The following is a 10,603-nucleotide window of genomic DNA, read 5'->3' as shown; positions in this document are numbered from 1 at the left end:
ACCGCCACCGCATCCCGCGACCGCACCACCTGCGCCGCGAACAACTCCTGCAACGACCCCACCGACACACCCACACCCGTGTCATTCCACTCACGGAGGATCCGGCGGCGTTCCTCGTCCGCCATGACGGGCAGGGCGCCGATGTGGGTGTCGGGCGCGGTGGCGACGGCGTCCAGGAGCAGGAGCAGGCGGGAGACGAGGGTCTCGACGGTCTGCCGGTCGAAGAGTTCGGTGCTGAACTCGACGAGCCCCTCCAGCCCGGCCGGCGAACCGTCGTCCCCGCGCGTCAGCGTGAACTGGAAGTCCAGGTCGAACTTGGCCACCCCGGTCGCACCCAGCGCGACGCGCGAGCCGTGGATCCCGGGGAGGGCGAGGGCGGGGCCGTCGAGCTCGTGCAGGGCGAACATGACCTGGAACAGGGGGTGGCGGGCCAGTGAGCGGGCGGGATTGAGGGCCTCCACCACCTGCTCGAACGGCACGTCCTGGTGGGCGAAGGCCAGCAGGTCGGCTTCCCGGACGCGGGCGACGAGATCACCGAACGACGGGTCGCCCGAGAGGTCGGTCCGCAGCACGAGGGTGTTGACGAAGAAGCCGACGCTCTCCTCCAGCGCCTCGTCGGTGCGCCCGGCGACCGCCGTGCCGAGGGGGATGTCGGTGCCGGCGCCGAGCCGGTTGAACAGGGTGGCGAGGGCCGACTGGAGGACCATGAACAGGCTGGCGTCCGCCTTGCCGGCGATCTCCGCGAGCCCGCTGTGGACCTCGGGGTCCACCCGGAAGGTGACCGTTCCGCCCTGGTAGCCGGCCACGGCCGGCCGGGGACGGTCGTAGGGCAGTTCCAGCTCCTCGGCGAGGCCGCCCAGGTTCTCCCGCCAGAACGCCAACTGCTCGTGTCCGAGGGAGCTTTCGTCGTCCGCTTCTCCGAGCAGTTCGCGCTGCCAGAGGGTGTAGTCGGCGTACTGGACCGGCAGTGGCGTGAAGTCCGGTGCGGTGCCGGCCAGCCGGGCGGCGTAGGCGGCCGACAGGTCGCGGGCGAACGGGCCCTCCGACCAGCCGTCGGAGGCGATGTGGTGGAAGGTCACCAGCAGGACGTGCTCGTCCTCCCCGAGCGCGAACAGCTCCGCCCGCACCGGCAGATCCGCCGCCAGATCGAACGGACGCATCGCCGCAGCGTGCAGTACGCCCTCCAGCGCGGCCTCGGTGACCTCGGTGACCGGCAGCCCCGGACGGGCCGCCTCCGCCGCCAGCACCACCTGCACCGGCTCCCCGTCCACCGCGGCGAACACCGTCCGCAACGACTCGTGCCGCTCCACCACATCACCCAGCGCCACCCGCAGCGCCTCCCGGTCCAGCACACCGCACAGCCGGACCGCCAACGGCAGGTTGTAGGTGGCACTGGGCCCCTCCACCTGGTCCAGGAACCAGAGGCGGCGCTGAGCGAACGACAAGGGAATCACGCGTAACTCCTGATCACTTGATTCTTGACGTCTGACCGCACGCAGAGGCGTAGGAGGCGGCAGCGCGGAAGGAGAGCGGGACGAGAAAGGAGGGTGCGATGTGGTGCTGATCAGCAGACCCGGTAACGGTGATCACTCTGCTGGAGCGGCGCCCCCGACGGCAACGGCCGGGCTGCCACATCAAACTGCACGACAGTTACTTCCCTGCACGGTCCGGGTCAGGGGCCGACGGCGGTCCTGGGCCGGCGGCGCAGGGCGGGCCGGGCCGTCTTCGCCCCGGCCAGTGCCGTGCCGAGGCGGGCGGGGGTGCCGCTGGTCAGGACGGTCTCCGCGCCGATCTCGACGCCCAGGGTGACGGCGATGCGGCCGCTCAGCCGCATCGCTGCGAGGGAGTGGCCGCCGAGGTCGAGGAACTCCTCGTCGGGGCCCACCTCCGGCAGTCCGAGCACTTCGGCGAACAGCTCGCACAGCAGCGCCTCGGCCGGTGACGAAGGCGGCCGCCCGGGAGGTCCGGTCCGGCGGCCCGCGGCGGGGCCGGGGGCGGGCAGGGCCCCGCGGTCGAGTTTGCCGTTGGGCGTCAGCGGCAGTTCGTCCAGCGGCACGTACACCGCCGGGATCATGTACGCCGGAAGGGACTCGGCCAGATGGCCGCGCAGTCCCTCGCCCGTCCACTGTTCCCCGTCGGGGCGGCCCGCGGCGGGAACCACGTAGGCGACCAGCCGCGGCTCGCCCGGGGGGTCCTCGCGGACGAGCACGGCGCTCTGCGCGACTGCCGGGTGCCGCTCCAGCGCGGCCTCTATCTCGCCGGGTTCGATGCGGAAACCGCGGATCTTGACCTGGTGGTCGGTGCGGCCCAGGTATTCCAGCGCCGCGTGCCCGTTCCACCGTACGAGGTCCCCGGTGCGGTACATGCGCCCGCCGGGGCCGGAGAACGGATCGGCGACGAACCGCTCGGCGGTCAGGTCCGGCCGGCCCCGGTACCCGCGGGCCAGCCCGTCCCCCGCTATGTACAGCTCGCCGGGGACGCCCGGGGGCACGGGTCTCAGCCGTTCGTCGAGCACGTACACCCGGGTGTTGGCGATCGGGCCGCCGATGGCGGGCGCCGCAGCGCCCACGGCGCCCGGGCCGGCGCCCAGCTCGGCCGCGGTCGACCAGATGGTGGTCTCGGTGGGCCCGTACAGATTCGTGACGGCCGCGGCGCGGGCGGTCAGTGACCGGGCGAGTTCGGCGGGCAGGGCCTCCCCGCCCACCAGGGCGTGGACGCCCGCCAGGGCGCCGGCCGCGCCCGTGGCCCCGTCCGCGGCGGCGGTCAGTGCGCGCCACAGGCTCGGGGTCGCCTGGAGCAGGGTCGTGCCGGTGGTGGCGATCCTGGCGAGCAGGGCCGCCGGGGAGCGGACCAGTTCGCGCGGGGCGAGGTCCACGCAGGCCCCGGTGATCAGCGGCAGGTACAGCTCCAGGGCGGCGATGTCGAAGGCGACGGTGGTGACGGCGAGCAGCCGGTCCCCCGGGCCGGGCCGGAACCGGGCCGCCATGGAGTGCAGGAAGTTCACCAGGGCGGCGCCGGTCACCACCACTCCCTTGGGGCGGCCGGTGGAGCCGGAGGTGTAGATCACGTACGCCGGGTTGGGGGGTGCGGCGGGTGCGGCGCCGTCCGGGCCGGCCGGGTCGGTGACGGGGTACCGGGCGAGCGCGGCGACGGTCCCGGGGTCGTCCAGGACCAGCCGCGGGACGCCGGTCCCGGGCAGCCGGGGGGCGGCGGCCGAGTCCGTGATCAGCAGCGCCGGCCGGGAGTCCCGCAGGATCCAGTCGATCCGGTCGGCCGGGTACGCGGGGTCGACGGGCACGTAGGCCGCCCCCGATTTCAGCACCGCGAGCAGGGCGACCACGAGGTCGGCGGTGCGGGTGGCCGCGACCGCGACGTGCCGTTCGGGGCCGGCGCCGCCCCGGACGAGGTGATGGGCCAGCCGGTTGGCGCGGGCGTTCAGTTCCCCGTACGTCAGCTCGACCGGCCCCGCGACGAGGGCCGGGGCCTGCGGGTGTCGTGCCGCCCGTGCCTGGAAGAGTTCGGGCACGCTCCGGGGCGGCACGGGGACGGCGGTGTCGTTCCATCCCTCCGTCAGCCGCTGCCGTTCGGTTGCCGTCAGCAGCTCGATGGCGCCGGCGGGCCGGTCCGGACGGGTGAGGAACCCGGTCAGGAAGGGGATCAGGAACGGGGTCAGGAGCCGGGACAGCCGGTCGCCGGGGCCGGACCCGGCATCGGGCGGGAGCAGCCCCTCCCTGATCTCCAGCGTGCCGCGGAGCCCTGCGGCCGGGCCTTCGTCCGCGGTCCCGTACCGGAGGGTCAGGTCGGGCCGGGCAGGTGCGGGGCCGGCCGGAGCTGCCTCCCGCAGCCGGTGGACGAGCCCGCGGGGAGTGGGGTCGTCCGCGGACGGACCGGTGCGGCCGGTGCGCACCGGTGCGGGGCCCGCGCCGCTGCCGGTGTCCCCGGCCGGGACGGCGGCCGGGGCCGGGACGGCCACCAGTGCCGGGGCGTCCAGCCCGAGCCGTGCCAGCAGTGCGGCCAGCGCGGCCGCCAGCACCGTCCCGGGGCCGGTTCCGGTCTCTTGGGCCAGGGCGTGCAGCAGGCGGGCCGCTTCGGGTCCGGCCGTGAACTCCGTACGGATCACGCCCGCTTCGGCACCGGGCCGGGCCGACGGCCCCGCTCCGCCGACCGGGCCGCCCGTGACGGCTCCCTCGAACGTCAGGTCCACGCGCCGGCAGGGCGGTGGCAGCTGCTTCTCCATGTGTCCGTCTCCCCGGGACGCCGCGTCAGCCGGTGGTCTCGGACCAGCGCAGGCCGTTCGCGGACGGCACCAGGCTGCCCTGCGGCAGGTCGGCTCCCCTGTCGTCGGCGCTCCCGCCGAAGGCCGCCTGGACCTGGATGCGCGCCCCCTCCTCCAGGACCGATTCGACGAGTTCGGAGCCGAACAGGTCGCGGTCGCCGCCCCCGGGCGCTCCCGGGGCCTCGACGAGTTCGGCGAACTCCCGGAAGGCGTCCGCACGGTGGGCGGCGTAGGAGTCCGCGTCGATCAGACCGCTCTCCCGCGAGGCGGCGCCGCCGACCAGGGCGACGAAGGACTCCAGGCCGTTGCCGGAGCCGTTGGTGATCTTCTGGGCCTTCCAGAAGTACGACTCCTCGTCCTGGTGCATGTCGTAGAAGGCGACCAGGAAGTCGTGGAAGACCGAGAACTCCTTGCGGTAGCGGGCCTCGAACTCGGCGAAGCAGCGCTCCTCGGGGAGTTCGCCGGAGAGCGTGGAGTTGATCGACCGGGCGGCGAGCAGGGCGCTGTAGGTGGCCAGGTGCACCCCGGAGGAGAAGACCGGGTCGATGAAGCAGGCCGCGTCCCCGACGAGCACCATCCCGGGCCGCCAGAACGTGTCCTGGCAGTACGAGTAGTCCTTGCGGATCCGTATCTCCCCGTAGGGCCCGGTCTCCACCCGCCGGGCCTCCGCGAGGTACTCCGCGATCAGCGGGCATTCGTCGATGAGGGAGGCCAGCGCCTTCTCCTTGTCGCCCTGGACCCGTTCGAGGGCGTCGTGGCGCAGTACGGCGCCCACGCTGGTGAGCGTCTCGGAGAGCGGGATGTACCAGAACCAGCCGGACTCGAAGGCCGCGCAGAGGATGTTGCCCCGGTTGGGGGCGGGCAGCCGCTTGCCTCCTTCGAAGTAGCCGAACAGGGCGATGTTGCGGAAGAACTCGGAGTAGTGGCGGCTGCCACCGATCCGGCTCTGGATGCGGCTCCTGTTGCCGGAGGCGTCGACGACCATCCGGGCGCGGATCTCGGTGCGGTTGCCGTCGGGGCCGGTGCAGCGGACGCCGCTCACCCGGCCGTCCTCCTCCAGCACGTCCACGACGGAGCAGCGTTCGCGGACCTCGACGCCCTTGCGGCGGGCGTTGTCCAGCAGGATCTGGTCGAACTTCATCCGCTCCACCTGGTAGGCGAGGGAGGTGGGTCCGGAGAAGGAATCGGAGACGGAGAAGGAGAAGGTCCACGGTTCGGGGCTGGTGCCCCAGCGGAAGGTGCCGCCGCGCTTGGGCATGAATCCGGCTCCGGCGAGTTCCTCGGTGACTCCGAGCATCCGGCAGATGCCGTGCACGGTGGACGGCAGGAGGGACTCGCCGATCTGGTAGCGCGGGAACCGCTCCTTCTCCAGCAGCAGGACCCGGTGTCCCTCCAGGGCCACGAGCGTGGCGGCGGTCGAACCGCCCGGGCCACCGCCCACCACGATCACGTCGTACGCCTCGTGCCCGGATTCGGTCTGTGCGTTCACGTTGCTTCCTTCTGGACGACGGAACTCTTCGGTTGTGCGGGACGGCCCGGCGCGTGCTGCTCCCCCGGTTCGATCCGGGCCATGGCCAGCCGCAGGACGGGGGGTGCGAGCAGGGACGTGGCCACGGCGAGGAGGACGATGATCGTGTAGAGCTCGGCGGAGACGATGCCGAGCCGCAGCCCGACCATGGCGACGACCACCTCCACCACTCCGCGGGCGTTCATGCCGGCTCCGAGGGCGAGACCCTGCCAGCCGGTCATCCGGCTGGCCCGGGCCCCGAGGTAGGCGCCCGCGAACTTGCCGGCCATGGCCACCGCCAGCACGACGGCCGCGACGGCGAGCCACCGGGGGTCGGTGAGCGCGGTGAGGTCCAGGCGCAGACCGACGGTGGCGAAGAAGACCGGGGCGAGCACGGCGTTCACCACCGTCCTCAGTGCCTTCACCGCGGCCGGGGCGGGTTTCCCGTGACGGCTGATCAGGATGCCGCAGAGGAAGGCCCCGAAGATGGCCTCCAGGCCGAGGGCGGCGGTGGTCGCCGCCGCCAGCAGCACGCACGCCACCACCGCGGCGACCGGCGGGCCGGTCTCACCGGACCGCCCGGCCCAGTGGAAGATCCGCCGCACCAGCGGTCCGCCGAACAGCGCGGCGGCGGCGAGCAGGAGCACCAGCCCGCCGACGGCCCACAGCACGGAGCCCGTGCCCGCGCCGGCGGTCGCCATCGCGGAGAGCACGGACAGCATCAGCCAGCCGAACAGGTCGTCGATGACCCCCACGGTCAGGGTGAGCTGCCCGATCTCGTGGTGCAGCAGCTTCATGTCCATCAGCGTCTTGGCGATCACCGGGACGGCGCTGACGGACATCGCCACTCCCAGGAACAGGGGCAGCAGCGTGCGGTCTCCGCTCGCGGAGCCCCAGGCCGTCAGCAGCAGCCCGGTGCCGGTGCCCAGGGCGAACGGGAGCACCAGGCCGAAGCCGCTGATCGCGGCCACGGTCCCGCTGCGCGCCCTGACCAGGCGCAGGTCGAGCTCGGTCCCGGTGATCCCCACGAGCAGGAGCACCCCGAGCTGCCCGACGGCGTCCAGCAGGTGGAACTGCCCGGCCCGGGCCGGGAACAGCCAGGAGGACAGCGCCGGCGCCAGCGGTCCGAGGACCGAGGGGCCGAGCAGCACCCCCGCGCCGAGTTCACCGACCAGCGCCGGCAGGTTCAGCCGGACCGCGAGCCGGCCCAGCAGGGTCGCCGCCGCCAGCAGACCGCCCAACTGGAGCAGCAGGAGCAGTAGTTCATGTGAGCCCAGGAAGGGCGGGACTGTTGCCGGTACGGACATCGGGTGTGTCTCCCCAGGGTTGTGAACGGCCGTTCGGACTCCTCGGCGTATCTCCCGCCCCCTGCCGGCCCGCACCGTGCGCCCAGTTTTGGGCAACGCGGCGCGGTGGGCCTAGGCGGCCCGTCCGACAGCAAAGTGCACGTCACCAAATGCCCCCGACGGGCCCTTCCTCCGGAGCGTAGGGTCACCGGCGGCGGGCGATTCCCCTCCCCATCCCTGTCGACTCTGCTCCTGCGCATCCCTCCCGGATACGTCTCTTCGCCGCTTCTGAATGGAGTTCCTGACATGCGTGTGGCCCAAGTCGACAGCCCCGCCCCCGTTCCCGGCGCGTCCGCCGGCGCCGAGGCCGCGGCCACCGCCGCGGACGGTGTGCCGAGTGCTGTTCCGGACGGGGTTCCGGCGGCCTTCGCCGCCCAGCTGGCGCGGACACCGGAGGCGGTCGCGGTGCGCTCCGGCGCGCGGAGCCTGACGTACCGGCAGCTCGACGAGCGCGCCAGCCGGCTCGCGCACCGGCTGCTGGACCTCGGTGTCGGGCCGGAGACGGAGGTCGCCGTGCTGATGGAGCGGTCACCCGATCTGGTGGTGGCCGTACTGGGCATCCTCAAGGCGGGCGGCTGCTACCTGCCGCTGCACCGCGGCTATCCCGAGGATCGCCGCCAGTGGATCGTCCGGGAGACCGGCGCGCCGGTGCTGCTGACAGACCGGGCCTGCGCGGAGGGTCTGGCACTGCCCGACGGGTGCGAGACCGTACTGGTCGACGCGGAGGGGCCGTTCGCCTCCCTGCCGGGCACCGACCCGGGGGTAACGGTCCGGCCGGACCAGCTCGCGTACGTGATGTACACCTCCGGTTCGACCGGCGTCCCCAAGGGTGTGGCGGTCACCCACCGCGACGTCCTGGACCTGGCCGGGGACGGCATGTTCGGTGCCGCCGCCAGGGAACGGGTCCTGATGATCGCCCCGTACGCCTTCGACCCGTCGACGTACGAGCTGTGGGTGCCGCTCCTGCACGGCGGCTGCGTGGTGGTGGCGCCGGAGGGCGATCTGAGCGTGGCCGCGCTGGCCCGCCTGCTGTCCGAGGAACGGATCACCGGTCTGCAGATCACCGCCGGTCTGTTCCGGGTCGTGGCGGACGAGGACCCCGGCTGCCTGGCCGGGGTCGCCGAAGTGATCACCGGCGGCGACGTGATCTCCCCGGCCGCGGTGCGGCGGGTGCTGGAGCACTGCCCGGACACGGTGGTGCGCTGCGCCTACGGCCCCACCGAGACCACCCTGTTCGCCACCCAGCACCCCTGGACGGACGGGGCGCGGGTGCCGGCCCCGGTGCCGATCGGCCGCCCGCTCGACGGGATGCGGGCCTACGTGCTCGACGCGGCCCTGCGGCCCGCCGAGGCGGGCGCCGAGGGCGAGCTGTACCTGGCCGGGACGGGTCTGGCGCGCGGTTACTCCGGGCGGCCGGACCTGACGGCCGAACGGTTCGTCGCCGATCCGTTCGGCCCGGCCGGGGCCCGGATGTACCGGACCGGGGACCTGGCCCGCCGCAACCCCTCCTCGCCGCTGCTGGACTTCCTGGGCCGGGCCGACGACCAGGTGAAGATCCGCGGGTTCCGGATCGAGCTCGGTGAGATCGAGGCGGTCCTCGGCCGCCACCCCGGGCTGAGCCAGGTCGCGGTGGTGGCGCGCGAGGACCAGCTCGGGGAGAAGCGGCTGGCGGCGTACGTGGTGCAGGAGCCGGGCAGCACCTACCCGGCCGAGCCCGAGGCGCTGCGCCGGCACCTGGCGCAGTCCCTGCCGGAGTACATGGTGCCGACCGCGATCTCCGTGCTGGACGGGCTGCCGCTGACCCCGAACGGCAAGGTCGACTACCGGGCGCTGCCCGCCCCGGTCTTCCCCGTCGGTTCGGGGCGCCGTCCGCGCTCCCCGCACGAGCGGGTGCTGTGCGAGCTGTTCGCGGAGGTGCTGGGGCTGCCGGAGGTGGGCATCGACGACAACTTCTTCGAACTGGGCGGGCATTCGCTGCTCGCCACCCGGCTGTCCGGCCGGGTCCGCTCGGTGCTCGGCGTGCGGCTCTCCATCCGCAGCCTGCTCAAGACGCCGACCGTCGCCGCGCTCGCCCCGGAGATGCAGGACGGCCGCGAGGAGCAGGGCGGGGACCTGGAGCCGGTGCTCCGGCTCCGCCCGCACGGCAGCCGTACCCCCCTGTTCTGCGTGCATCCGGGCGGCGGCATGGCGTGGTGCTACACCGGGCTGTTGCGCCACCTGCCCAGGGAGCACCCGGTGTACGGGCTGCAGGCGCGCGGACTCGACGGCACCGCACCGCTCGCCCGGGACTTCGACGAACTGGTCGGGGACCTGCTGGGCCGGATCCGCGAGCTGCGCCCGGCCGGCCCGTACGCCCTGATGGGCTGGTCGTTCGGCGGGAAGGCGGCCCACGCGGTGGCCGCCCGGCTGCGGGCCGAGGGCGAGGAGGTGTCGCTGCTCGCGGTGGTGGACTCCACGTACGGGCACACGGGCGGCGAGCTGACCGAACTGCCGCCGCGGGAGCTGCTGTCGCTGGCGTTCGACGGCGTCCCGGCCTTCCACCGCGAGCCCGGTGAGGGCCCGCTGGAGATCCCGCGGGTGCTGGAGATCCTGCGGGAGAGCGGCAGCACGCTGGGCAGCCTGGACGAGCGCACCGCCGAGGCGGTCATCGCCGTCACCGCCAACAACCGCCGGATCGGGGTGGTGCCGGAGCCCGCACGGTTCGACGGCGGGCTGCTGTGCTTCGAGGCGGTCGGTCCGGGGGGCCGGCCCACCGGGCTGGCGGAGTCGTGGGCACCGTACGTCGGGGGCGCCGTCGAGCGGCATCCGGTGGCGTACACGCACATGGAGCTGATGCGGCCGGAGGCGCTGTCCGTGATCGGTCCCGTGCTGGCGCGGGCCCTGAAGTGACGGGCCGCGCGGAGACGGGGGACACGGTGGCCGGACCGGTGGCGGAGCGGGAGCGGGCCGAGCGGGAGGCCCTGTGCGGCTTCCTCGACCGGCAGCGGGCCGCGGTGATCGCGAAGGTCGAGGGGGTCGGGGACGAGGAGGCACGGACGGCCGCGACGGTGAGTTCGCTGACGCTGCTCGGTCTGCTCAGGCACCTGACGCTGTGGGAGCGCCGCTGGTTCGGGGTACTACTGACCGGGGAGACCGTTCCCGGCGAGTGGCCGGCCGTGAAGGCCGACTGGGCGACCGAGGACTTCCTGGTCGGCGGGGACGACACCGTGGCGGGCGGGCTCGCGGCCTACCGGGAGGCGACGGAGGCGGCCCGGCGGGCCGTGGCGGAGCTGCCGCTGGACACCCGGTGCGTCTGGCCCAAGGCGGCCCACCGCGATCTGCGCTGGGTGCTGCTCCACATGATCGAGGAGACCGCGCGGCACGCGGGCCACGCGGACATCATCCGCGAGGCGCTCGACGCGGCCGCGGCCCGCTGACACGACCCGCCGGCACGACCGAGGGGCCGTCCCGGATCGCTCCGGAACGGCCCCTCGT

At 73.8% G+C, this 10,603-nt stretch carries 6 protein-coding genes; 2 read left to right on the top strand and 4 right to left on the bottom strand.

Features of this window, described 5'->3' with window-relative positions; genetic code table 11:
• From ACZ6Y1_RS08285 to ACZ6Y1_RS08270, 4 genes are all read right to left on the bottom strand, one after another.
• A partial coding sequence (locus ACZ6Y1_RS08285; protein ID WP_469624842.1) for a condensation domain-containing protein occupies positions 1–1,454 on the bottom strand: 1,454 nt, incomplete at its 3' end.
• A 218-nt stretch (positions 1,455–1,672) separates the two neighbouring features.
• Positions 1,673–4,237 (bottom strand): non-ribosomal peptide synthetase, encoded by a 2,565-nt coding sequence (locus tag ACZ6Y1_RS08280; RefSeq protein ID WP_469624840.1) that lies wholly within the window; start codon positions 4,235–4,237, stop codon positions 1,673–1,675.
• A 25-nt stretch (positions 4,238–4,262) separates the two neighbouring features.
• A complete protein-coding gene (locus tag ACZ6Y1_RS08275; RefSeq protein ID WP_469624838.1) occupies positions 4,263–5,765 on the bottom strand; it encodes a tryptophan 7-halogenase in 1,503 nt (500 codons plus the stop codon).
• Complete coding sequence (locus tag ACZ6Y1_RS08270; RefSeq protein WP_469624836.1) at positions 5,762–7,090, bottom strand: cation:proton antiporter; 1,329 nt, start codon at positions 7,088–7,090, stop codon at positions 5,762–5,764. The genes ACZ6Y1_RS08275 and ACZ6Y1_RS08270 overlap by 4 nt, the downstream gene beginning before the upstream one ends.
• 285 nt (positions 7,091–7,375) lie before the next feature.
• Between ACZ6Y1_RS08270 and ACZ6Y1_RS08265 the strand changes: the two genes are divergently transcribed.
• Together ACZ6Y1_RS08265 and ACZ6Y1_RS08260 are read left to right on the top strand one after the other, a co-directional pair.
• Positions 7,376–10,018 carry an amino acid adenylation domain-containing protein gene (locus ACZ6Y1_RS08265; protein ID WP_469624834.1) on the top strand — a complete coding sequence of 881 codons (2,643 nt, stop codon included), beginning with the start codon at positions 7,376–7,378 and terminating at the stop codon, positions 10,016–10,018.
• Positions 10,015–10,545, top strand: coding sequence for a DinB family protein (locus ACZ6Y1_RS08260; protein WP_469624831.1), 531 nt, complete (start codon positions 10,015–10,017; stop codon positions 10,543–10,545). The genes ACZ6Y1_RS08265 and ACZ6Y1_RS08260 overlap by 4 nt, the downstream gene beginning before the upstream one ends.
• The last annotated feature ends 58 nt before the right edge of the window (positions 10,546–10,603 follow it).

The sequence above is a fragment of the Streptomyces sp. NPDC053432 genome, assembly GCF_055585365.1.
Note: the sequence above shows the minus strand (reverse complement) of the source record. Positions and strands in the feature narration are given on the sequence as shown.

Bases quoted from the DNA above. Each gene is read 5' to 3' on its own strand.
- ACZ6Y1_RS08280 (WP_469624840.1), bottom strand. From the start codon at position 4,237: ATGGAGAAGCAGCTGCCACCGCCCTGCCGGCGCGTGGACCTGACGTTC.
- ACZ6Y1_RS08265 (WP_469624834.1), top strand. From the start codon at position 7,376: ATGCGTGTGGCCCAAGTCGACAGCCCCGCCCCCGTTCCCGGCGCGTCC.
- ACZ6Y1_RS08270 (WP_469624836.1), bottom strand. From the start codon at position 7,090: ATGTCCGTACCGGCAACAGTCCCGCCCTTCCTGGGCTCACATGAACTA.